General features: G+C 29.4%; 27 protein-coding genes. 13 read left to right on the forward strand and 14 right to left on the reverse strand.

Translation table 11 applies throughout. From position 1 onward, the window contains the following. Positions 1-12 precede the first annotated feature (12 nt). Genes ACKGJI_RS03725 through mrdA form a run of 10 tightly spaced genes read left to right on the forward strand, consistent with a single transcriptional unit; the run spans position 13 to position 7311 of the window. Positions 13-1227 carry a lytic transglycosylase domain-containing protein gene (locus tag ACKGJI_RS03725; protein ID WP_458701223.1) on the forward strand — a complete coding sequence of 405 codons (1215 nt, stop codon included), beginning with the start codon at positions 13-15 and terminating at the stop codon, positions 1225-1227. After that, positions 1205-1981, forward strand: coding sequence for a septal ring lytic transglycosylase RlpA family protein (locus ACKGJI_RS03730; protein WP_458701224.1), 777 nt, complete (start codon positions 1205-1207; stop codon positions 1979-1981). Before ACKGJI_RS03725 ends, ACKGJI_RS03730 begins: the two co-directional genes overlap by 23 nt. Positions 1982-1984: 3 nt before the next feature. Beyond that, on the forward strand, positions 1985-2557 hold the full coding sequence (gene hisB, locus ACKGJI_RS03735; RefSeq protein ID WP_458701225.1) for an imidazoleglycerol-phosphate dehydratase HisB: 573 nt from the start codon (positions 1985-1987) through the stop codon (positions 2555-2557). After that, positions 2554-3048 carry a KdsC family phosphatase gene (locus ACKGJI_RS03740; RefSeq protein WP_458701226.1) on the forward strand — a complete coding sequence of 165 codons (495 nt, stop codon included), beginning with the start codon at positions 2554-2556 and terminating at the stop codon, positions 3046-3048. The genes hisB and ACKGJI_RS03740 overlap by 4 nt, the downstream gene beginning before the upstream one ends. After that, on the forward strand, positions 3039-3566 hold the full coding sequence (lptC, locus tag ACKGJI_RS03745) for an LPS export ABC transporter periplasmic protein LptC (RefSeq protein ID WP_458701227.1): 528 nt from the start codon (positions 3039-3041) through the stop codon (positions 3564-3566). The genes ACKGJI_RS03740 and lptC overlap by 10 nt, the downstream gene beginning before the upstream one ends. Beyond that, on the forward strand, positions 3563-4033 hold the full coding sequence (gene lptA / locus ACKGJI_RS03750) for a lipopolysaccharide transport periplasmic protein LptA (RefSeq protein ID WP_458701228.1): 471 nt from the start codon (positions 3563-3565) through the stop codon (positions 4031-4033). The genes lptC and lptA overlap by 4 nt, the downstream gene beginning before the upstream one ends. Beyond that, positions 4033-4635 carry a ribosome biogenesis GTP-binding protein YihA/YsxC gene (gene yihA / locus ACKGJI_RS03755; RefSeq protein ID WP_458701229.1) on the forward strand — a complete coding sequence of 201 codons (603 nt, stop codon included), beginning with the start codon at positions 4033-4035 and terminating at the stop codon, positions 4633-4635. Before lptA ends, yihA begins: the two co-directional genes overlap by 1 nt. Then, complete coding sequence (locus ACKGJI_RS03760) at positions 4632-5096, forward strand: N-acetyltransferase (RefSeq protein WP_458701230.1); 465 nt, start codon at positions 4632-4634, stop codon at positions 5094-5096. The genes yihA and ACKGJI_RS03760 overlap by 4 nt, the downstream gene beginning before the upstream one ends. 44 nt (positions 5097-5140) lie before the next feature. Continuing rightward, positions 5141-5527 (forward strand): hypothetical protein, encoded by a 387-nt coding sequence (locus ACKGJI_RS03765; protein ID WP_458701231.1) that lies wholly within the window; start codon positions 5141-5143, stop codon positions 5525-5527. Beyond that, positions 5524-7311 carry a penicillin-binding protein 2 gene (mrdA, locus tag ACKGJI_RS03770; RefSeq protein WP_458701232.1) on the forward strand — a complete coding sequence of 596 codons (1788 nt, stop codon included), beginning with the start codon at positions 5524-5526 and terminating at the stop codon, positions 7309-7311. The genes ACKGJI_RS03765 and mrdA overlap by 4 nt, the downstream gene beginning before the upstream one ends. Position 7312: 1 nt before the next feature. Here the strand turns inward: mrdA and ACKGJI_RS03775 are convergent, their stop codons facing one another. The 7 genes from ACKGJI_RS03775 to mobB are packed head-to-tail and all read right to left on the reverse strand — an operon-like array spanning position 7313 to position 13117. Next, positions 7313-8251: a calcium/sodium antiporter gene (locus ACKGJI_RS03775; RefSeq protein WP_458701233.1), complete on the reverse strand. Its 939-nt coding sequence runs from the start codon at positions 8249-8251 to the stop codon at positions 7313-7315. 1 nt (position 8252) lies between these two features. Next, on the reverse strand, positions 8253-8669 hold the full coding sequence (gene ybeY, locus ACKGJI_RS03780) for an rRNA maturation RNase YbeY (RefSeq protein WP_458701234.1): 417 nt from the start codon (positions 8667-8669) through the stop codon (positions 8253-8255). Between the two features lie 7 nt (positions 8670-8676). After that, the gene (locus tag ACKGJI_RS03785; RefSeq protein WP_458701235.1) at positions 8677-9678 is read right to left on the reverse strand and encodes a hypothetical protein; all 1002 of its coding nucleotides are present in this window, start codon (positions 9676-9678) and stop codon (positions 8677-8679) included. Further along, positions 9675-11591, reverse strand: coding sequence for a methionine--tRNA ligase (gene metG / locus ACKGJI_RS03790; protein ID WP_458701236.1), 1917 nt, complete (start codon positions 11589-11591; stop codon positions 9675-9677). The genes ACKGJI_RS03785 and metG overlap by 4 nt, the downstream gene beginning before the upstream one ends. A 13-nt stretch (positions 11592-11604) precedes the next feature. Then, positions 11605-11787: a hypothetical protein gene (locus ACKGJI_RS03795; protein ID WP_458701237.1), complete on the reverse strand. Its 183-nt coding sequence runs from the start codon at positions 11785-11787 to the stop codon at positions 11605-11607. After that, positions 11780-12616 (reverse strand): class 1 fructose-bisphosphatase, encoded by an 837-nt coding sequence (locus tag ACKGJI_RS03800; protein ID WP_458701238.1) that lies wholly within the window; start codon positions 12614-12616, stop codon positions 11780-11782. Before ACKGJI_RS03800 ends, ACKGJI_RS03795 begins: the two co-directional genes overlap by 8 nt. A 3-nt stretch (positions 12617-12619) precedes the next feature. Continuing rightward, positions 12620-13117: a molybdopterin-guanine dinucleotide biosynthesis protein B gene (gene mobB / locus ACKGJI_RS03805; protein ID WP_458701239.1), complete on the reverse strand. Its 498-nt coding sequence runs from the start codon at positions 13115-13117 to the stop codon at positions 12620-12622. 115 nt (positions 13118-13232) lie between these two features. Here mobB and ACKGJI_RS03810 point away from each other — a divergent pair, with 115 nt between their 5' ends. Continuing rightward, a complete protein-coding gene (locus ACKGJI_RS03810; RefSeq protein ID WP_458701240.1) occupies positions 13233-13739 on the forward strand; it encodes a hypothetical protein in 507 nt (168 codons plus the stop codon). On the opposite strand, the gene ACKGJI_RS03815 is transcribed toward ACKGJI_RS03810, so the two are convergent. The 7 genes from ACKGJI_RS03815 to ACKGJI_RS03845 all read right to left on the reverse strand — a co-directional run bounded on the left by ACKGJI_RS03815 (position 13729) and on the right by ACKGJI_RS03845 (position 20112). Beyond that, on the reverse strand, positions 13729-15360 hold the full coding sequence (locus tag ACKGJI_RS03815; RefSeq protein WP_458701241.1) for a lytic transglycosylase domain-containing protein: 1632 nt from the start codon (positions 15358-15360) through the stop codon (positions 13729-13731). The genes ACKGJI_RS03810 and ACKGJI_RS03815 overlap by 11 nt on opposite strands. Beyond that, a complete protein-coding gene (locus ACKGJI_RS03820) occupies positions 15350-15646 on the reverse strand; it encodes a YggT family protein (RefSeq protein ID WP_458701242.1) in 297 nt (98 codons plus the stop codon). The genes ACKGJI_RS03815 and ACKGJI_RS03820 overlap by 11 nt, the downstream gene beginning before the upstream one ends. Further along, positions 15643-16881: a glutamate--tRNA ligase gene (locus ACKGJI_RS03825; RefSeq protein WP_458701243.1), complete on the reverse strand. Its 1239-nt coding sequence runs from the start codon at positions 16879-16881 to the stop codon at positions 15643-15645. The genes ACKGJI_RS03820 and ACKGJI_RS03825 overlap by 4 nt, the downstream gene beginning before the upstream one ends. An 18-nt stretch (positions 16882-16899) precedes the next feature. After that, positions 16900-17142 carry a DUF2442 domain-containing protein gene (locus ACKGJI_RS03830; RefSeq protein WP_458701244.1) on the reverse strand — a complete coding sequence of 81 codons (243 nt, stop codon included), beginning with the start codon at positions 17140-17142 and terminating at the stop codon, positions 16900-16902. Beyond that, positions 17123-17356, reverse strand: coding sequence for a DUF4160 domain-containing protein (locus ACKGJI_RS03835; RefSeq protein ID WP_458701245.1), 234 nt, complete (start codon positions 17354-17356; stop codon positions 17123-17125). The genes ACKGJI_RS03830 and ACKGJI_RS03835 overlap by 20 nt, the downstream gene beginning before the upstream one ends. Positions 17357-17370: 14 nt before the next feature. Beyond that, a complete protein-coding gene (locus ACKGJI_RS03840; RefSeq protein WP_458701246.1) occupies positions 17371-19629 on the reverse strand; it encodes a glutamine--tRNA ligase/YqeY domain fusion protein in 2259 nt (752 codons plus the stop codon). A gap of 69 nt (positions 19630-19698) precedes the next feature. Continuing rightward, positions 19699-20112: an RrF2 family transcriptional regulator gene (locus ACKGJI_RS03845; RefSeq protein WP_458701247.1), complete on the reverse strand. Its 414-nt coding sequence runs from the start codon at positions 20110-20112 to the stop codon at positions 19699-19701. Positions 20113-20284: 172 nt separating this feature from the next. On the opposite strand from ACKGJI_RS03845, the gene ACKGJI_RS03850 reads away from it, so the two are divergent. Both ACKGJI_RS03850 and ACKGJI_RS03855 read left to right on the forward strand, forming a co-directional pair. Further along, positions 20285-22501, forward strand: a complete 2217-nt coding sequence (locus tag ACKGJI_RS03850; RefSeq protein WP_458701248.1) for a cbb3-type cytochrome c oxidase subunit I — start codon at positions 20285-20287, stop codon at positions 22499-22501. Positions 22502-22610: 109 nt separating this feature from the next. Then, positions 22611-23252 carry a Crp/Fnr family transcriptional regulator gene (locus tag ACKGJI_RS03855; RefSeq protein ID WP_458701249.1) on the forward strand — a complete coding sequence of 214 codons (642 nt, stop codon included), beginning with the start codon at positions 22611-22613 and terminating at the stop codon, positions 23250-23252. Positions 23253-23287: the final 35 nt, after the last annotated feature.

Raw genomic sequence — 23287 nt, forward strand, 5'->3', positions numbered from 1 at the left:
CAGGATAGGTATATGTTTAAATTTTTATTTTCTTTTTTACTATTAGTTCAAAGTGGTTTTGCATTTTTAAGTACGCAAAATGATTATCAAGAGCAGGCAAAAGTTTTAAAAAGTCTAGATATAAGCCCAACTTTTATGACTGACCTTGTTTTTATGAAGATGAAAGATGATGCTGATAGATACAGAACTAAACACTTTTTAAAAGTTTTAGAAAATGGAAATAGATTTATACCAGTTTTGCAAAATATGCTTCATGAAGCTGGGATTCCAGAAGCATTTTTATACCTTGCAATGGCTGAATCTAATTTTGTAGCAAGTGCTTACTCAAGAGCTAGAGCTGTTGGAATTTGGCAATTTATGCCTTATACTGCTAGAAAATTTGGACTTAAAATTGATCTTTATGTTGATGAAAGAAGAGATCCCATTAAATCAACACAAGCTGCAATAAAATACCTTAAATACTTACATAAAAGATTTGGTAAGTGGTATTTGGCTGCAATAGCTTATAATTGTGGTGAAGGAAGGGTTGATAGGGCTATCAAAAGAGCAAAAAGTGATGATTTAAGAGTACTACTTAATGCAAGAAAAAAATATATTCCAAGAGAGAGTAGACTTTATATAAGAAAAATCATGATGATGCAGTATATATCAAATAGTACTGATTTTATTGTAGGGCATGATGCAAGTTATCTTATGAATAGAGGAACTTCACATACTTTTACAAAAGTCTATGTAAAATCAGGAGCAACACTAAGCGCAATAGCAGATAGTATTGGAATGTCATATAAAGAGTTAAAATCATATAATCCACATTTAAGATATGGATTTACTCCTCCAACAAGTAAAAAATATCATATTTATATTCCATATGGTAAGGAAAGTATTTTTAAAGCAAATTATGATCCTAAAAAAGATAGTGGTCGTTTTTATGTTCATAGGATAAAAAGAGGAGATTCTTTATACTCAATAGGTAAAAGATATGGAGTTTCATATAAGCTTATAAAAGATTTTAACAAACTTCACTCAAATATACTAAGGGTAAATAAAACTTTGATTATACCAGTTTTAAAGCCTAAAACTAGAAATTATATTATCAAAAATGGAGATACAATCGGAGCAATTTCTAGAAAGTTTAATGTAGCTATTAGTGATATACTTAAACTTAATAATAAAAAAAATTCTATGATAAGAGTTGGAGAAAAAATTGTTATACCGAATATCTATTAGGCTTGTACTCCTTTTTGTAATTTCATTTGTTTTTTTAGGATGTTCTACTAGAAGTTATGTTTATACAGGAAATCAAAGTTATACTCCTAGAACAAACACGATAAATAATTCAAAAAATATGCACAGAGCCACTATGAGGCCATATACTGTTTTAGGTAAGACTTATTATCCTACAAAAGTAAGTATTGGTGATTCTTTTAGTGGGATTGCTAGTTGGTATGGACCAAATTTTCACAATAAACTAACTTCAAATGGTGAATACTATAATATGTATGCGATGACTGCAGCTCATAAAACTTTACCTATGAATACAATGCTAAAAGTTACAAATTTAGAAAATGGAAAAGTTGCAATTGTAAGAATAAATGATAGGGGACCTTTTGTAAAAAATAGAATTATTGATTTATCAAATGAAGCTGCTCATAAGATTGATATGGTAAAGAAAGGAACAGCTCCAGTTAGAATAGAAGTAATCGGTTTTGACGGAGTAATAGGCCAATATAGTAAAACAAAAAGTATAGTAATGGATAATTATTTTGTGCAAATTGGTGCATTTAGAAATAAAGATGGAGCAAGAAGATATGCTTCAAAGTATAAGTTGGTTGATGATAGATACACAAGTGGTATAAAAGAAGGTGTAAAAGATGGAGTGACTCTTTATAGAGTTTATTTAAAAGGGTTTAAAAGCGAAAATGAGGCAAGAGATTTTATTGCGCTTGGCAAATTTGCTGGTGCTTATATATTAAGAGAGTAAAAGATGACAGATATAAATAGAAAAACAAAAGAGACTGATATAAGCATTTCTTTAGAATTAAGAGGAAGTGGTAAAGCAAAAATTTCAACTGGTATTGGTTTTTTTGACCATATGTTAGAAGCATTTACTAAACACTCTTTGATAGATTTAAGTGTTACATGTAAGGGTGATTTACAAGTTGATGCTCACCACAGTGTTGAAGATATTGGAATTGTTATAGGACAAGCTTTAAAAAAAGAAATTTTTCCTATTGATAAAGTTGAGAGGTATTCAAACGCTGTAGTAGTAATGGATGAAGCTGCAGTTGAGTGTTGTTTGGATTTATCAAATCGTCCTTTTTTAGTTTATGATGTAAGTCTTGATGGAAAAGTTGGAGAGTTTGATGTAGAGCTTGTAGAAGAGTTTTTTAGAGCAGTAGTATTTAATGCTGGTTTAACTCTACATGTAGAGCAAAAAAGAGGAAAAAACAAGCATCATATAATTGAAGCTGCTTTTAAAGCATTTGCTGTTGCTCTTAGAAGGTCTATTGCAATTAATGAGAGAATTGGAATTCCAAGTACAAAAGGTGTTTTATGATAAAACTTTTAGTATTTGATGTAGATGGATGTTTAACTGACGGAAGCATAATCTATGGCTCAAGCAATGATGAATACAAATCTTTTAATGTAAAAGATGGTTTAGCAATAGCTTCTTGGAGCAGACTAGGGCTAAAAAGCGCTATTCTTACTGGAAGAAGTTCTAAAGTAGTAGAAAGAAGAGCTAAGGAGTTAAAAATTACTCATCTTCATCAAGGGATTAAAGATAAAAAAGCTTTATTGGAAGAAATTTTAAAATCTGAAGGCTTGAGTTGGGATGAAGTAGCAGCAATTGGTGATGATTTAAATGATTATGGTATGCTTAAATCAGTAGGATGGTCATTTACACCTAAAAATGGAGTAGTTGATATAAAAGAGATAGTAGATACTGTTTTAAATTTTAATGGCGGAGATGGTGCAGTAAGGGAGATGATAGACCTTATAATAGAGAAAAATGGACTTAAAAAGGAATTTTTAGAGCTTTGGCAGTAAAACTTTTATATTATTTTGTTTTTATTTTTGTCGGTATATTATTGTTTTTGCTATATCAAAAACCATATTTCATACCTACTAATCCTAATCGAGGGCATATCGCTAGTTTAGAAGCATATGATGTTGTAAATTATTCTATAAATCAAAATGGGATATATTCTCTTGCAAAATCATCAAAAATATTTAGATTTAATGACCATGATGAGTTTTATGATATAGATGTAATAAGAAAAAAAGATGATGGAGTCATTGATAATTTAAAAGCAAGAAAAGGTATTTTAAAGCAAAATGATTTGAATGTTATTGGGGATGTGAGATACCAAGATTCAAATGGAGTAAAGTTTTCTTCAGACGAAGCAAAATATAATCTAAAATCAAAAATATTTAAAAGTGATACCAACTTTATTTTAAAAAATAATTCTACTATTATTTATGGTAATTCATTAGTCTATCAGTCTAAAGATGGCAAAATATATGCTAAAAATATAAAATCAATTTCAGAGGTAAATAAAAAGTGAAATTATTGTGGGCACTGCTAATAACAGCAGTTTGTTTAAGTGCAGAAGAAGTTCAAGTTGTAGCGGATAAGTTTTTTGCTGATGAAAAGCAACAAATAACAGTTTTTAGTGGTAATGTTATTGTAACAAAAGGACAAGACAAATTAGTTGCAAATAAAGTTATAATAGATTTTGACAAAAAAAAGCAACCTTTAAAATATACTGCTATTGGAAATGCTCAAATCAATATGATTTTAAATGATAAAAATTATTTTGGAAAAGCTGGTACTATGATTTATGATCCTATTAAGAGTCAATATACCCTCTTAGATAAAGCTTTTTTGCATGAAAAAGTAACTGATAAAAAGGTGTATGGTGATAGGATATGGGTAGATCAAATCAGTGGTAGATATGAAGTAGATAGTAGTGGTAGCAAGCCTGTTAAGTTTATTTTTAAAGTTGAAGAAAAAAAGAAAGAGAAAAAATAGTGGTAAAAATCAAAGATGCAGTTTTTGTAAAATCTGCCCCTTCTATGCAAGAAACAGTTGCTGAAGGAGTTAGTGAAATAGCTTTTATAGGTAGAAGTAATGTAGGTAAAAGTTCTATCATAAACGCTTTAACAAATAAAAAAGGTTTGGCAAAAAGCTCATCTACACCAGGAAAAACAAGACTAATAAACTTTTTTGATATTAAATTTACTGATGGAGAAAATGATTTTTTAGCAAGATTGGTTGATCTTCCAGGTTTTGGATATGCGAAAGTTTCAAAATCAATGAAGCATGAATGGCAAAAAAACTTAACGGAGTTTATAAAAAAAAGAAGTTCGATTAGACTTTTTATTCATTTGATAGATTCAAGACATCCCTCTTTGGATATTGATAGAGATGTACAAGATTATTTGCAAGAAATAAAAAAAGCAGATCAAGAGATTTTATTAGTTTTTACTAAAGCAGATAAATTAAAACAAAAAGATGTAAGTTCTTTACGAAAAATTTATCCCAATGCTTTGATGGTTTCTAGTACAAATAAAAAAGGTATCGAAAAATTAACACAAGTAATTTTTACATCTTTATTTGGAGAAAATTCTTGATAGAATATGTTAAACCTAAATTAAGTGATATTGCTCAAATGCAAGAGTTAGTAAAAGAAGAAGTTGAAAAAGGAATTATTCTTTTTAGAAGTAGCGATGAGATGGCTACTAATATAAGATCTTATATTGTTGCAAAAGAGGATGAAGCAATTTTAGGTTTTGGAGCTTTACATTTACATGCTTATGATTTAGCGGAAATTAGAAGTTTAGTTGTTTCTAAAACATGTAGAGGAAGAGGTATTGGAAAAAGTATGGTTTTAGAACTTTTAAAAGAGGCAAAAGCATTAGGTGTAAAAAAAGTATTTACACTAACATACGAAGCAGATTTTTTTAAATCTATAAATTTTAAAGAAATCCCAAAAGAATCACTTCCAGCTCATAAAATTTGGGCTGATTGTATAAAATGTAAACATTTTCCAGTATGCGACGAAGTAGCACTAATACAAACAATACAAGGATAATAATTCTTTTTATTGCTTTGATATTTTATCAAGTAATGAGTTCTTTGTATCTTTTTTTACCTTTGTTCTTTGGGTTGTTTTTTGTATATCTTATCTTAAATTATGAAGATGAAGATAAAAATATATTTATTTATCTTAGCTTTATTTATCTTAGTATATATGATATCAATAAGGGATTTTATCTCTTTTCATCTATAATCTTTTTTCTAATATTTTATAACCTTTTTGTTGAAAAGATAAAAAATACAATTACATGTAAAAGCTGTATTCTGATAATTTATATTTTCTTTGCTTACATTGGACATTATTTATTGAATGTTTTAATTTCATATATACTAAATCAAGCTTCGCCAGTTTTTAGTGCAGATTATTTTTATTATATAATTGTAGATTTTTTAATAGCACTTGTTATATTTAAAGGTAAGTTATGAGAATAAAGATTTTATTGTATGCCTTTTTTTTATTTTGGTTGATTATTCTTGTTCGAATTTACTATATAAGTATAAAATCAAATACATATTATGAAGAAATTGCAAAACAAAATGCTATCAAAGTAGAAGAATTAGCACCATTTAGAGGCTCGATTTTAGATATCAACAAAAAACCCCTTTCTGTAAACAAATTAGGTTTTAGTATAGGTATTAAACCACATTTAAGCTCGAAAAGAAAGAGAAGAATATTAGAAGATGAGATTGATTTTATTAGTTATAATATTGAAGGTTTTGATAAAGAAAAACTTTTAAAAAAATATTTAAAAAGAGATTCTCCTTACTCTCATGATTATGTTAAAGTTATCGATTTTATCAGCTATGATGATTTTACAGATAAATTTCCTAAATTTAATCTCAGAAAAAATTTAAAAATTTCAATTGCCTCTATGAGATATTATCCATACAAAGATTTAGCCTCTCATGTAATAGGCTATGTGGCTAAAGCCAATGAAAAAGATATTAAAAATGATGAAGTGGCAAGATTAGTTGGTTTTATTGGAAAAACAGGGATAGAGAAGTATTACAACTCCATACTTGAAGGTCAAAAAGGCGAAAAGAAAACAAAAGTAACTGCATTTAACGAAGAAATTGAAGAAATTGATAAAAAATTTCCAACAAGCAGTGATATAAGATTGAGTCTTGATTTAGAGCTACAAAAGTATATATCAGAACTTTTTGAAGGTAAAAGTGGTGCAGTGATAGTTATGAATGCTAAAAATGGCAAAATTTTATCTGCTGGGAGTTACCCCGAGTATGATTTGAACCAATTTGTAAGTGGCATTAGTCAAAAAGAGTGGGAAAAGCTTGCAAATGATTTTAATCATCCATTTACGAATAAACTTATAAATGGTTTATATCCACCAGGTTCAGTTATCAAAATGGGTGTTGGTTTGGCTTTTATGGAATCTGGACTTATGACACCTTATACCAATTTTTATTGTACTGGCTCTTTTGAATTAGGTGGAAGAAATTTTAGATGCTGGAAAGATAAAGGTCATGGTAAAACAAATTTGATAAAAGCAATTAGAGAGAGTTGTGATGATTATTTTTACAAAGGAAGTTTAAAAGTAGGGATTGATAAAATTTCACCGGTATTGGAAAGAATTGGTTTTGCAAACAAAACTGGAGTTGATCTTCCTTATGAATTTATAGGTTCAGTTCCAGGAAGAATGTGGAAAATGCAAAAGTATCAAAAACCATGGTATCAAGGAGAAACGCTAATTACCTCAATTGGGCAAGGATATTTTTTAGTAACGCCTATGCAAGTAGCAAAATATACTGCACTTTTAGCAACTGGATATAGTGTAACACCTCATTTTTTAGATAGCATTGGTAATGTTAAGATAAATTATGAAAAAGAAGATATTTTAACGCCATTAGATAAAAAACACTTGGGTATTATAAGAAAAGGTATGAGAGAAGTTGTATCAAATCCACACGGAACTGGTCATAGACATATAAATACAAAAGTTAAAATTGCAGGAAAAACAGGAACTGCTCAAGTTGTAGGAATTCCGCAGAGCGAAAAAAAGCGTATGAAAGAGCATGAATTAGAATATTATCATCGTTCACATGCTTGGTTTAGTACTTATGGCCCATACAAAGATCCTCAATATGTAGTAACTGTTATGGTTGAGCATGGGGGACATGGAGGAGCTGCAAGTGGAGAGATTATATCTAAGATTTATGATAAACTTTTAGAATTAGGCTACATAAAGCAGTAGCCTATAAAAACTGTTTTAAACTATTGTGAAGCATTAGGGCTATTATAACTAAAAGTCCAATTCCTGCTGATTTATTATATAATTTGTTTGCAGTTATGAAAACTAGCATCACTGAAGCTGTTCCTGCGCAAAGGATATCATAGCCATATTTTGCAAAATCAATATTTAGAGGATTTACAATTGCCGCACTTCCTAATACAATTGTAAAATTTGCAACATTACTTCCTATGATATTTCCAATAATCATATCAGCATTTCCTTTTTTAGCAGCTACAACACTGACAACAAGTTCAGGAAGACTTGTTCCAAATGCAATTAGCAACAGTGAAATCACCCACTCACTAACTCCTAAACTTCTAGCAATCATTGAAGCACTATCTATTGTATAATTGGCTCCTCCTATTACTAAGACAAAACCTATTGCTAAAAAAATAAGGCTTTTTGTCCATTTAAATGGTTCTTTTTTTATCAAATCATCACTAACTTCAGCTTCAATAGCTTTTGCATCTTTACTTAAAAAGATTAAATAACCAAACATTAAAAGTAAAAATAAAAAGCCCTCAAATGCACCAATATTACCATCATATGCCATTATGAAAAATACCATCAGAGGAAATAGGCTCCAAGCGCTATCATTTCTAAATAAGTCTCTTTTTGGATTTATATCTTTTGCAATTAAAAATATAACACCAAGTACCAATGATATATTAAAAGTCACACTTCCTAGAACATTTGCAACTGCCATTTCTGATTTACCCTCCGCACTAGCTGCAACACTAGCAGCCATTTCAGGAAGACTTGTTCCAACTGCTATGAGAGTGGCTCCTATTACAAAAGAAGATATATTAAAATGAAGTGCAATTCTTTCAGATTCTACGATGATATAATTAGCCCCGTATATTAAAGCACTCATTGAAATTAAAAATATTATATAATCCATCTTATGTATTCCTTATGATTAAACTTTTTGGTAAGTTAAATTGATTTATAAGTTCTTCTTCTTTTTTTCTCATTTGTCCATTATCAATTTCATGATCATATCCTATTAAATGAAGCAATCCATGTATAAAAAGAAGTGCAATTTCTTCATTTGTATCATGTTTTAATTCTTTTGCTTTGGTTTGAACTAAATTTGCATTGATTACGATTGAACCTAGTGGAAAATGAGGAATATCTTCTAAGGGAAAGCTTAAAACATCCGTTGTTTTATCTACTCCTCTTTGCTCTAAATTTATCTCATGCATTTGTTTTGAATCTACTATTAGTAATTCTACTTCTTTATTGGTTAAAGTGCTTGAAATCTTCTCTAATAGTTCTAAATTTACATGTAAATCAGTTTGATTATCTAGTGTTATCATTTTTATCCTAAAATAGTGACATTTGTTTTATTTCTTGTTTTGCAAAGATTTGCTCATAATCATCTGTATTTGAGTATGCTAAGAGATATCTAAAATTTATATCTTTTAACTTTTTAATCTCATTTAAATTTGAATATGTGATTGTAATTATATCCAATTTAAACTCATGTAAAATTTTTGATGGAATAAAAATAATAAATGAATCTAAATTAACTCTTGAGCTGATAAATTCAATCTCTTTTTTAAATAGCTCTATATCACTTTCTACTATTATGGCTTTGTTGGTTGATCCAAACTCTTTTTTTTCTAAATTTTTATTTACAAAAAAAGTATGAAAATGTTTAAAATCACTAAAATTATCAATTTTAAATTCTAAGTTTTCTTTTTGAAAAAAATCTATCAGTGAACAAAGAAATGGCACAAATAGTGATGGTAGTCTAATATCTTTTATATACAAATCATTATATATAAATGAGCTGTAAAAAAGTCCTTTTTCTATTATCTTATCAGGATAGATTTTTTCTTTTGGCTTTTTTACAGTGGGATCAATCTTATCGATAAAAGAATTATCCATAATAAAAAACAATGAATCATCTTTTGCATTTATAATTTGCAAAAGTGCAACTGCTGGATTATTTGAAAGCGTTAAGATGTTTTCTTTTACATGTAGATATTTTGCCAAGTTGTATTTGATTTTACAAAGCGGAATAAATTTAAAATTCTTATCAGATGCATAATATCTTGCAAGTTTTATAATAGCAAGTTCAAGATTTTCAACATTAATCCAAGCAATTTCATCATCAGTTATTTTTATAATATTACTTGTAAGTATACAGTATGCACCATTTGATATAGCAACTTGCATATCTTCTTGTGAGTTGTTTAAATCTATAAAAAGTGAGCCTGAATTAACCTTTGAAGAATCAATTTCTATTTTATTTATACTATTAACTGATGGAGTATTTAAAAGTACTCCACCAGTAATTCTTGCCAAGCTTTCAATTTTCATCCAACAGATGAGCCATTCTCTCTTGGAGTTTCTGGACGCATAAGGCTTAGTCCATTTTTATCTTTTGCAGCTAAAAGCATACCTTCGCTTTTTAAGCCCATTATTTTTGCAGGTTTTAGGTTTGCTACTACACAAATTTGAGTATTTATGAGTTGCTCTGGCGAATAGTACTCTTTGATACCAGCAACAATTTGTCTAGGATTTTGCTCACCTAAATCAACTTGTAGTTTTATTAGTTTTTTACTTTTAGGAACTTCTTCGGCTTCTAAAATAGTCCCAATTTTTAGAGAAGTTTGGAAAAACTGATCAATGCTTATAATTCCTTCTTCTTTTTTCTCTTCTTTTTTAGGTTCTTCTTTTTTTACAACAGGATCAGGAGTATTTAAAAGCTCTTCTTCAATCTTAGGAAATAAAGGAGGAATTTTTTCAATCACAAAGTCATCTAACAACTCTTTATTCACTATTAGTTTATTGTACGCTTCATTTGATATTTCAAATTTCATAGCACTTGCAATTTTAGCTGCAGTTTTAGGCATAACAGGGCTAACTAAGATTGTAACTCTAGCTAAAATATTAGCAACTAACCCAACAACTGCTAATGCTCCATCAATATCTCCATTTTTTATTTTAACCCAAGGCTCATGAGCAGTAATCGCTCCATTTGCAATAGCTAAAACTTTCCATAAATCTTCTAAAAATCTATTTGTTTGAAGCTCATTCAATCTATCTTCAACACTATCTAATATAGCTTCTATCTCATTTAATTCTTTTACATGTAGAGCTTTTACATCTTTTGAAGTTATTTTAAATTCGCTATATTTTCCACTCATTCCGATTATTCTGTTTAAAAGATTTCCAAACTCATTTCCCAAATCGGAATTTATTCTATCAATAAGTGCTTTTTGGCTAAAGTCTCCATCTTGTCCAAAAGGAACTTCTCTAAGCATAAAATATCTAAAATTCTCTAAACCATAAGCATCAGCAACTTCTTTAGGATTTACTACATTTCCTTTGCTTTTACTCATTTTTTCACCATTTCTAGTCCACCAGCCATGAGCTGCTATATGCTTTGGAAGAGGCAAGCCCAAGCTCATTAAAAATGCAGGCCAGTAAATTGCGTGAAAACGAAGTATATCTTTTCCTACAAGTTGAACTGTTGCTGGCCAAAACTCTATTTTTTCTTCATCTTTTCCATATCCAAGAGCTGTAATATAGTTTAAAAGTGCATCAAGCCAAACATACATAACATGTTTTGGATCATTGATAGATTCAGGAAGTTTTATACCCCAATCAAAACTAGTTCTAGTGATTGATAAATCTCTAAGACCTTGTTTTACAAAACTAATAACTTCATTTTTTTTACCTTTTGGTAAAACACATTGCTCATCGTCACTATACCATTTTAAAAGTTTCTCTTGATATTTTGAAAGTTTAAAAAAGTAACTCTCTTCTTTTACAAGGTTAGTTGGTTTTCCACAATCAGGACATCCTTCGCCATCAATTAGTTGAGTTTCTGTAAAAAAAGTTTCACAGCTTACACAGTAATGTCCTTCATATTCACCTTTGTAAATATCACCATTATTAAACATAACTTCAAATGCTTTTTGAACACCAATTTTGTGTTCTTCATCTGTAGTTCTTATAAATTTGTCATAACTTATCTCAAATTCATCCCAAAGTGTGCGAAATTTACCGCTAATTTCATCAGCATACTCTTTTGGTGTTCTTCCTCTACTTAGTGCTGCTTGTTCTATCTTTTGTCCATGCTCATCAGTACCGGTTAAAAAGAAAGTTTTATAACCTTTTAATCTATAATACCTTGCCATAGTATCAGCTATAATTGTTGTGTAAGCATGTCCTATGTGAGGAACATCATTTACATAATATATCGGCGTTGTAACATATCTTGTCATTTTATCTTTTCCTTTAAAATTCAAATCCACCACTTTGTCCTTTAGACATACTATCAAAGGCGGCTTTTACATATTCATCTCTAATAGTACACTCAAGTACTTTTTCACATTTTAAACAACTGTCTAAATTTTTACTTTTTTGGCACTCTTTTAACTCTTTTGTTTTTTCTTCGAGTGCTTTTTCAAATTTATCCATATACTTTTTGAACCCTTTTTATCTCATCATTTGAGCCAAAAAAACAAGGTGTAGTATCATGTGGGTGAGATGGTGTTAACTCTAGCAATCTTTTTTTACCATCAATTGCTCCACCACCAGCTTTTTCAAATATATAAGCATATGGAAATACTTCAAATATCATTCTAAGTTTACCTTTTGGTAAATCACTTGTGCTTGGGTAAGAAAACAATCCACCACCTTTTAGTAAGATGTGATGTAAATCTACAACCATTCCTCCAGCATATCTCAATCTATAACCATCATTAAAAATATCATCAATTAATTGTTTATGCTTCTTAGGCCAGCACATTTGAGTTGAGCCAGGCGCATTTAGTTTGCCTTTTTCATTTAATTTCAAATCTTTGTAAAAATAAAACTCATTTAATTTATTCAATCTATACATACGAACTTTATCTGTAGCAATTACTAATTCAACTCTTGGACCATAAATCACATATACACTTGCAATTAAATTTTTACCGCTGTAATCATTCTCATAAATTCCAAATATTGAGCCTACGCTTTGATTTACATCTAGTAAGCTAGAACCATCAAGTGGGTCATATCCTATGAGATAGTGACCATATGCATGAACTGGAGTTTTGTTTTCTTTTTCTTCACTTACTATTTCTTTAATCGAAGTGACTTTTTTAAACTCTTCTTCGATGATTAAATCACTTTTTATGTCAAGTTTTAACTGCGTATCACCAGTTGCGTTCTGATCTTCAGAGTATCCAGTATCATCAAACTCAATACACTCCTTAATCCTAATTGCTGATTTTTTAATCGCTTCAAATATTTCTTGCATGTTTTATCTCACTTTTTTTGCATTTTTTAAAATCCATTCAACGATGGATTTTGTATCATTTAAATCTAAAATTTCAAGATGTTTTGGTAGATTATATTTACTTAAATCTACACTATCATCAATTGCCAAGGCATTTGATACATCAAAATAACTTTCATCAAGTTCATTTCTAAACACTGATAGTCTTGGAAGAGGTAGTGTTTTTAATCCTTCAACTAAAAGTATATCAAACTCTCCAATCATGTTTATAATCTCATCAATACTTTTTTGCCTTTTTGAAAAGTAAGTTGTTCTTGTAGGACTTGCAACTACTACTTCTGCCCCAGTTTGTGAAAATTTCCAACTATCTTTTCCTTCTTTGTCAAAAACTGCTTTATCGCTTGGATCGTGCTTTACGATTGCCAAGGTGTATTTATCTTTTAAAGCTTCTGCAACTTTAACAATAAGAGTTGTTTTCCCACTATTAGATGGTCCACTAAAGGCAATAGCCAAAGATTTCATAATTTTTTTACCTTTTTCCTAAATATTTTGCGATTATATCTAAAAAGTGCTTGATTTTTGATGAGATAAATTTTTTTTATGTTAGAATATCATCATATTTTTATGAGGAAAATAAATGTATAAATTTTTAGCCACTTTTATGATACTTATATCTTTAACAGCTTGTTCAACTACAATAAATCCATATGAAAAACCAACAGATACTATCCATGAACAAGCTTTAAGTGCAAGTCAAAAAGTTGTTTTAAAAAAAGATGGGATTATAAAAGCATACATAACTGTTACTCACTTAAATGAGATTAAAAATGATATGATAAAAAACAGTGATGAGAATGAAGTCTTTTTAGTAGGAGTTTATTTTACTAAAGAGCAAGTTAAAAACGCAAAAAATGAAGTAAAAATTGAAATAAACAGTGATAAAAACACTAAAAATCAAACTTTAAAAGAGACAGATAAACTAATAGGACTGATACCATTTAAAAACAAATGGACACATTATTTTTTAGTTAGCACTCAAAAAAATAGAGAAAAAAGAGGCAATTCCATAGAAATCACCATAAAAGATATTGGCAGTAAAAAGTTATTTTTCTACGATGATTACGGTAATTTAGCTACTTCCTAAACTCATCACTTTTTTGTGGGTACATTGTATCTTCAACTAAATCATAAATAGATACATCTTGATGTAAAATATGCATGTAAGTTACATAGTTTGCTACTACTTTTTTAGCATATTTTCTACTCTCATCATATGGAACTAGCTCAATACTTAAAAACGGTTCATACTTTCCTTTTAAAAAAAGTCCAGATTTAAGCATTCTTTTTGTAAATCCAATCCCTCCATTGTAGGCATAAGCAATAAAAAATGGATTATGAAGATATTTTTCCAAATAATCAAGGTGAGTATTTGCAAAATCTAATGCGATTTTTGGTTTGAACATATCATCTAAATCAAAGTTTTTTAAGTTCTTTTGTTTCGCAATTGCTTTGGCTAAAAAAGGCATAAATTGCATCATTCCAAGTGCATATGAGTGACTGATAGCTGAAGGAACTAAACGGCTCTCTTGCCTTGCAATTGCATAAATGAGTGCAATTCTTTTTTTATCCACACCTTTTAAATATTTACTATAAGGCATTGGAAAATAATGATCTTTATATCCGCTTGCTTTTTCCATCAAAAAACTAAAATGAGGAAGTGTGCTTCCATAAAGATATTCATTGGCTAAATTTTCTAGTTCTGTTTGATTTTTGTCTTTAGCTTCTAAAAGTAATTTCGTCCAATTAAAAGGATCACTTATGTTGTAGTTTGGTTTTTCTTCCCAAGCTTTTGCTATCATGATTCTTTTATTTTTAACTCCAGCTAAAAGCGTATATATATTTAAATCAAAACTGTTTTGTAACTCTTTTTTGTATTTTTTATCATTAGATACTAAAAATTGCCAAAATAGAACTTTATCCTTATCTAGCTGGTAATATGCCTTTTTGTAAGCTTCTTCAAAAAAAGCCATAGCAAGATTATTGTATCCAAATTTAAGTGCATTTAAACCTAAAAAAAACAGGCTTTTATGAGATAAAATCTCTTGAAACCTATCTACATGTATAAGTGATTTATTTATATTTTTTAGCTTTGTATCGGTGATTATCAGTTTGATTGTTGTATTTATTTGCCAGCTATTTTCTAGCTTTTTTAATGTTTCTTTATCTATCTCTTCATCAAAATATTTTTCTCTAAATTTACTTCCAATATTATTGAAAACTTCAAAAAAATCATTTTTATCAAGTTTTAAAAGCTCTTTAAATGGATCTTTTGCATATATTACATGTAGAAGCTTTGAAATGTCATATTGATTTAATTTTGTCTCTATATCTTTTAATGTTTTTTTATCCAATTTAGTTGCATCATAAAGACTTAATCCAATAGCAAGACACTCATCATCAGATTTTAAAAGCTTATCTAGTTTCATTTTCATGCACTTTGAAGCTTTCTTAAAATTTGGCTCATCTATCTTTGAAGCAAATGCATGAAATAACTTTGTACTCATACGGCTAGTCATCTCAAGAAGTTTTAATGCTTCAGTTGAAGTTGTAGAATCCTTTTTTAAATATCTGTATATATAATAATCTTTTGCTATGCTTTTTGGTTTATCTTCAAAAAAAGATAAATCTTTTGGAGTTTGTGCTAAAAGTAGGATCGGAAATAAGCAGAGTATAGTTATTACCCTGCTTTTTAGCTTAAAGTGCATTAACAAGAGCAAATAGTAGTTTTACAGCAAATAAATCTAAAAATTGAAGAGCTAAAATAATGATAATTGGAGCTAAATCAACCCCACCTATAATAGTTGGTATATATCTTCTTATAGAAGCATAAACAGGCTCGGTTAGTCTTCTTAAAACTTGTACAATTGGATTGTATGGATCAGGTCTTACCCAAGTTATAAGAGCAGAAATGATGACAACCCAGATATATATATTTATAACCATGTGTAGTATTTGAGCTAAAGCTTCAATTAGTGTTTGTAGTATTATCATCTTGCAATCTCCATTAAATAATTTTTGATAAAAGGATATATCTTCTCTAGATTTATTGAACTCTTATCTTTTAAAATAAGAAATTCAAGAATTTCTAGTAAGTCTTTGTCACTTAATTCAGTTTTTTCTTTAAGATATTTAAAAAAATCATCAAAATTTTCAAAATATGGTGCGTTTTTTATAATATCTTTTAAATCTTTCAAATCATCTTCAAATTTAAATGAAGATTTTTGAGAAAAGATTTTATCAATTTTTAACTTAATTTCAAGTGTAGTGCTACACTCTTTAGTAAATAACTTAGCTAAAGCTCCAAGAGTAGCACAAGAATATCCAATGATTTTAGAAAGCTCAATATCACTTAAACGTTTTATATGCTCTTTATTTATATCTTTTAGCTTTTCTATATCAAACTCTTTTTTAGAAGATGTTAATTTTTTGATATCAAAAAACTTAAAAGTATCGCTTAAGCTAAATATTTTTTTTGGAGTATCCATCTCTAAAAGTATAAGATAGTTTGTAATGGCTTCAGGTAAAAATCCTTCATCTAGAAGTGATTTTACGCTTATATTATCACAGTTTAAAAGAGCTGGAATGTGGGTATAATTTATTGGTTCATGATATCCTAAAGCTCTTCTGATATGTTCTTGCTTAGGGGTGTTTTTTATGTGATTTTCTTCTCTTATGACATATTTGATTCCTTGAATCATATCATCAGTTGCACATGCAAAATTGTATGTTGGATACTTCTCTTTTGTCATGATAATAAAGCTATCAACTTCATTTGAATCAAATGTTAATTTCCCTTTTATACTATCTTCAAAACTAATTGATCCATCAGGTTTTTTAATACGAATTGTAAAAGGCAGATTATTGTTTAAAATTTCTTCTTGAGTTATATTCAAGCATTTGCCATTGTAAGTTGGCGATTTTTCTAACTCTTCATCGGTACAAAAACACGCAAATGCTTTTTTCTTATCCATAAGAGATGAAGCAAACTGTAAGTGATATTTTACATTTTCACTTTGATAATAAAGTCCGTCATACTTTATACCAAAAATTTCTAATATTTCTAATATCTCTTTATCTTTTTCTTCGCTACTTTTATCTTGGTTTGTATTTTCAAATCTAAAGATAAATTGTTCACCATTTTGACTTGCACAAATATAGTTAAAAAGAGCAATTCGTAGTTTGTTTATAGTTAATTCACTTGTTATATAAGGAGCAAATCTATACATCAAAAACCTTTAATTATTTTAAGAAGCTTGTAGCTCATTATTGAGCTTATAAGATATTATTCCACTAAGAGATATATCTTCATCAATTTTTTCAAAATGCACACCAATTCCACCACCAATAAGCCTATAGTTTAAAAGGTCTTCTTTTTGTGCATTTTGAATTTTTTTTGTATATGTATAAGGGATTGTTAGGATATCACCACTTTGAAGATATACATAAATTTTATCTCCAAAATCAAGTCTATTGATTAAAGTACTCATACCATGCTCCTATAAGTTCTTTTTGATGATTTTTTACAATTGTTATAATTTTCTTTTCATCGTTTTTAGTAAAATTTTTCTTGTTTGTTATCTTTAATGTCTCTAGCTCAACTCTCATATATCCATCTCCTTTTTCAACATGTATATGAACAGGAGAGTGCTCATCACTAAAAAAGAAAAATCTAAAACCATTTACTTTTAGTACCGTAGGCAAGCTTTTCCCCTTAATTATAGCATATCTAGTTTTTTTGCTACAAGTTCATTTACAATTTTTGGATTTGCTTGTCCATTTGTCATCTTTAAAACTTGTCCTATAAAAAATCCAAAAAGCTTATTGTTTCCAGCTTTGAATTTTTCAACATTTTCTGGATTTTTACTTATAACTTCATCAATGATAGGCTCAATCACACTAGGATCACTAATTTGAACAAGACCTTTTGCTTTTACAATTTCTTCAGGGGTTTCTCCGTTTTTTAGCATCTCTTCAAAAACTTGTTTTGAAATTTTACTCGAGATTATTTCTTCATCAATCATTCTAGCAAGACTTGCTATTTTTTTGGTATCAAATTTTAACTCGTTTAACTCTTTTTCTTTTAATTCTCTTGCAACTTCATTTGCAACTATGTTTGCAACACTAACATAACCATCGTAAAAAGAGATAGCTTCGTTAAAAAAAGCAGATAATTTTTCATCTCTTGCAAGAGTATTTGCAATTTCACTATTTAGGCCAAACTCTTTTTTATATTTATCAAAAAGCTCTTGTTCACTTTTGCTCATAGGTGCAACTTTACCCTCTACATGTACAGGTTTATTTTCTTTTTTAACAGGCTCTTTTTTTGGTTTTGATTTTTTATTCCATGAGTCTTTTAATCCTACAATTTTATTAAATACTGGATTTTCATCACTATAATCAATCGGATCAGCATAAAAATAACCTTGTCTTTCAAACTGAAATCTCTCATCAGCTTTTTGCTCTATCACAGCTGGTTCAACAAACGCGTTTTTAATGATTTTTAGTGAGTTTGGATTTAAGTCATCTAATCCTTCAGGATTTTCATTTTTAAACAATCTATCATACAATCTTACTTCAACTTTTTTAGCATGCTTTGCACTTACCCAATGAATTGCACTTTTTACCTTTATGCCACTAGTATCTTGACCACTTTTTGAATCTGGATGGTAATTAACTCTTAATTCAATTATATTTCCATTTTTATCTTTTATAGCTTCTTTAAAAGTTATAATATATCCATGTTTTAGTCTAACAGGTTGATTTGGAGTAAGTCTGAAGTATCCTTTTGGAGGGTTTTCTTCAAAATCATCTCTTTCAATGTAAATTTCACGAGAAAATGGAACTTTTCTTGTGCCCTTTTTGTTTACATCAGGTGGATAGTATGAAACATCAATCTCTTCTTCACTTAAATCATAATTTTCTATAACCACTTTTAAAGGATCAATTACACACATTACCCTTGGAACTTTTTTATTTAAATCATCTCTTATGCAAAATTCAAGTTGAGAAACATCAACCATAGAGTTTGCTTTTGCAACTCCTATTTGCTCACAAAAGTTTAAAATTGCTTCTGGTGTATATCCTCTTCTTTTATATCCTGCAATCGTAGGAAGTCTAGGATCATCCCAGCCACTAACCAAGTTGTTATTTACTAACTCTAAAAGCTTTCTTTTGCTCATAACAGTATAATTTACATTTAATCTAGCAAATTCATGCTGATAAGGTCTTGGAGGCTCAAGCTTTAAAGTATCAAGTACCCAATCATAAATCTCTCTATTGTTTTCAAATTCTAAAGTACAGATTGAGTGAGTAACTCCTTCTATGTAATCTGATAAACAATGCGCAAAATCATACATTGGATATATGCACCATTCATCTTTTGTTCTAAAATGATGAGCATGTCTTATACGGTACAAAAGAGGGTCTCTCATTTTCATATTGGCTGAACTCATATCGATTTTTGCTCTTAAGACATGTTCTCCATTTTTAAATTCGCCATTTTTCATTCTCTCAAAAAGATCCAAGTTTTCTTCGATACTTCTATTTGCATATTTGCTTCTTTTTCCAGCCTCTTTAACAGTTCCTCTATACTCTTTCATCTCTTCTTCGCTGATACTATCAACATAGGCTTTGCCCATTTTAATCAATTCTTTTGCATATTCGTATAGTTTAGGAAAATAATCAGATGTAAATTTAACATTTCCTTCCCATTTAAAACCAAGCCATTGTACAGCATCTTTTAGAGCTTCAACATATTTTGTATCTTCAGTTGTTGGGTTAGTATCATCCATCCTTAAATTACAATGCCCATTGTAATCTTTTGCAATTCCAAAATTTATATAAATCGATTTTGCATGACCAATATGTGGAAATCCATTTGGTTCGGGAGGAAACCTTGTAACAATTTCGTTGTATTTTCCTGATTTTAAATCTTCTTCAACAATATTTCTTAAAAAATCTTTATTTTTATTCAAAGCACATACCTTTTTGTTTAAAACTTTACATGTAGAATTCACAATTATATCTTGTTTTAGGTAAATAAATTATAATTTAGTGTCTTTATTGGCTATTTCTTCTAGTGTAGTATCCTCAAACATCTTCTTTATTTGAGTCTTAGGTTTTATCCATTGATCATGAAGTGCACATTTGTTATTTGTATCACAAAATCCAATTCCCAAAAGACATTTTTTTTGGTTTAAAGAATCGTTAAAGATATTTAAAATTTTAGAGATATTTATTTTTGAAGCTGGTGTTTTAAGTTTATATCCTCCTTCTCTACCTCTAATTGATATAATAAGTTCAGCTTTAGTTAACTCAGTCATTATTTTTGTTAAAAATTTATATGGTATATTTAATTTTTCTGCAATTTCTTTGGCACTTAATAAAGAATTATTTTGCTCTTTTGCCAAATAGGTTAATATTCTAATTGCATATTGTGTAGTATTGTTTAGTTGCATTAAAAGCCCTTTTTACTGCAAAATAGTCTTTGCTTTTTAAGATTTGTCAAATAAATCCAACCTATATTATATCAGAAATATTTAATTCTACCTTTAAGTAGTAATTAATAAAAAAATATGTATTATTTCAAAATTACTACTTAAAGGTAGAATTTAAAAAAAAGGATTAATGATGTCTATTCTGGATAGAATAATGACTAAAAAAGGTCTTTATGCAAGTTTTTGGATAATAGGTATATTTATGGTTTCAATACTTATATACTTTACTGCAAACCTTGCTAAAGAGGTACCTCCAATTCCACAAAAAGTTGTTTCAAAACAGGGCGAAGTCCTATACACTTATGATGATGTTGTCAAAGGTAAAGGATATTTTCAGGAGTTTGATTTAATGGACTATGGAACACTGCTTGGAATGGGAGCATATCTAGGGCCTGATTTTACAACAGAATTTTTGCATAAAAGAGTAGAGTTTCTAAATGACGCTTATGCACAAGAATTTTATGGTAAATCCTGGAAAGATTTATCCAAGATGGAGCAAGGTGCGATAAAAGAAAAAACAAAAGAAGATGTAAGATCAACAAAATTAGTTGAGGGAACTACGGTATATACTGATAAATCAGCAGATGCTTACAAAAGTAATTTAGAATATCTTATAAATTTTTTGGTTAATGGAGATCATGAAAGAGCTTGGAGAGGTGGTGTAATAAGACCTGAAGAAGCTAAAAAGATTGCAGCATTTATTGATTGGTCACAGCTAGTTGCATCAACTCTAAGACCAGAGACAAATAGAACTTGGTCAAATAACTGGCCATCTGAGCCTTTGATAGATCAAGATGTTAATTTTAATGCTCACTATGTTTCTCTTTGGGAGTTTTTATTATTATGGACTTTTACTATAGGTGTTGTTTATTTAGCATATGAAAAGTTATTTAATAAAGAGCACGAAGATGGAGAATTAGCTGAGCCTTTAAAAATTACTAAAATTTTTCCATCACAAGAAAAACTTTTAAAGTACGTTCCTATTGTAGCACTATTTATATTTTTACAAATGGTGCTTGGTGGTTATTTAGCTCATATTTATGCAGATCCAATTAATAACTTTTTGATCTCACAAGATATTATTCCATTTAATGTCATGAGAGCACTTCATACAAATTTAGCTATTGTTTGGGTTGCTGTTGGTTGGCTTGTAGGCGGACTTTTAATTGCTCCTATTGTTGCTGGTAGAGATTTAAAGTTTCCAAGATTAGTTGATATCCTTTGGGTTGCACTTCTAGTTGTTGGTGGTGGCGGACTTATTGGTATCTATTTCGGTGCTATGGGAGATCTAAGAGATACATGGTTTTGGCTTGGGAATGAAGGAAGAGAGCTTTTAAATCTTGGTAGAGTTTGGGATATTGGACTTGTAGTAGGACTAGTACTTTGGTTTGGAATGGTTTATTCAACTATTAGAAATGCAAAAGGAAATAAGCTTCTTATAGGTACTATTATCTGGTCAGCTTTTGGAATAGCAACACTTTATATAGCAGGTATGATGCCAATACATAAAGTAATGCCAAACTTTACTGTTGATGATTATTATAGATGGTGGGTTGTTCATCTTTGGGTTGAACTTACATTTGAGTTATTTGCAGCTGGTGTAATTGCGTATCTTTCTGTGGCACTTGGACTTGTAAGAGAAAAAACTGCTGAAAAAGTAATGTTGTTTGAGCTTTTCTTGATTATGGCTTCTGGAACACTTGGAGTTGGGCATCATTACTTCTGGCAAGGGCTTGATGAGTACTGGATTGCAATAGGTGGAATATTCTCTGCTCTAGAGCCACTACCTCTAGCTTTACTTATGATTGAAGCGATTAAAGAGCAAAATCACATTAAGGCTGAAGGTAAAAAATTTGATTTTAATATACCATTTTTATGGTTAGCAGGAAGTGCGTTTTTAAATTGGTTTGGAGCAGGTTTTTTGGGTATGGTTATAAATACACCAACAATTAGTTATTACTCTCATGGTACATATCTTATTATGCCTCATGGACATGTTGCATTACTTGGAGCATTTGGTTACATTGCAATTGCATTTATCTATATGACTGCACGTGCAAATTCATTGGCAAAAGGACTTGCTTGGAGTGAGGGCATGAGTAAAGCTGCTTTTTGGCTTATAACTTTAGGGGTAATATTATATGCTCTTCCAACTATTATCATTGGTTTTGAACAAACTGCTGTTGCTCATGAATATGGATATTACACAGCTAGATTGAGAGAAACACTTTATAGTGTGATGGATTGGATGTGGTATAGAATTTTACCTGATGGTATGATGATATTAGGTTCAGCATTACTTCTTTTTGATACAACCAAGAAGGTATATTTTTCTAGAAAAAATAAATAATTATTCTAAACTTATTCTAAAAAATCTACATGTAAGGAAATTTCCTTACATGTAGACTCTCAAAATATAGATTTTTATGCTATCATAAAAAGAAAAATTTGGGAAAATAATGAATAGAATTAAAGAGATACCATTTTTTTCAGAATTATCTAGCAAAGATTTAGAAAAACTCAAAAAGATTTCAACTATCAAAAAATACAATGCAAAAGAGATTGTATTTTACGAGGGTGATGAGCCAAAATATCTACATGTACTTTTAGATGGCATCCTAAGACTTTATAAGACAAATTATAAGGGAAATCAGATATTCTTACATCAGTTTTTACCCGTTTCTTTAGTTGCCGAACTTGCAAATTTTGAATCAATCGCTTATCCTGCTAGTGCTGAGTTTGTTACAAAAGGTGAAATTTTACTTATTGATTATGAAAGATTAGAAAGTGATTTTTTTAAAAATCCTGACTTATCACTAAAAATCATACGTTCACTCGCTGGAAAGCTAAAAATTATGAGTGAAGTTGTTACAAATGAAGTTGTCTTAAATAGTGAAGCAAAAATTGCTAAGTTTATAGTAGAAAACAAAGAGCTATTTGAAAAATTAAAAAACACCCAAATTGCTTCAATTCTAAATATTACCCCAGAAACTCTCTCAAGAACCCTTACAAAATTTAAATCAAAAGATATAATATTAGAAGATGATAAACATAAAATTATTATAAAAAATGAAGAAGAACTACTAAAACTTTATATATAAAAAAAGTTGTTGTAAAAAAACAAATAGTTAAAATG

It is taken from the genome of Sulfurospirillum sp. 1307, assembly GCF_054408545.1.